This is a genomic window from Vibrio sp. 1978 (assembly GCF_033344345.1).
Genome location: NZ_JAWPOP010000956.1, coordinates 1 through 530, shown reverse-complemented (window position 1 = coordinate 530; position 530 = coordinate 1). Strand labels below are relative to the sequence as shown.

The window sequence follows — 530 nt, the reverse complement described above, 5'->3', positions numbered from 1 at the left end:
AGATTGTCGTTTACAGCAAGTGAACCTACGCTCGTCGCTGTTTCAGAAACAGAAATGGTTGCTCGGTCTTGTTGAACACGTACCGCGCGGTCGCTATCTTCGAGAGCTTTGAGGCTAGTTGGATAATCTTTCGCAAGGAATGAAATACGACCCTTTTCGAAATTGCCAAGGATCTCGCCACCGGCGTCGCTCGATTGGAGTTGCTCAGCGTTGGCATAATTGCCAGCAACAACTGCCTGATAAACTTCTTGATTCTGGTCGCTGTAGTGGCTAAACAAATTGCCCGCAGACAAATTAGCGCAGCCAGACGCCATCAAGACCCAGCTAATCAGTCCAAACAGCTTCACACCTAATTTCACATTTATCTCCGCAAATGTGTGCTCAGAAAAGAATATAAATAGGGTGGCATAGGCACCACCCTTTTCAAATTAGCTTAGCTCAATACCATTGGACCTAAAGGACGACCGCCTAGTAGGTGCATGTGGATATGGTAAACCTCTTGGCCACCATGAGGGTTGCAATTAAGGATC

At 47.0% G+C, this 530-nt stretch carries 1 protein-coding gene and 1 pseudogene; both read right to left on the bottom strand.

Annotated features, from left to right (window positions below):
• Nucleotides 1-359: pseudogene (locus tag R8N49_RS30065) on the bottom strand (hypothetical protein); the annotation flags it as partial.
• Between the two features lie 74 nt (nucleotides 360-433).
• A partial coding sequence (locus R8N49_RS30060; protein WP_318190817.1) for an HIT domain-containing protein occupies nucleotides 434-530 on the bottom strand: 97 nt, incomplete at its 5' end.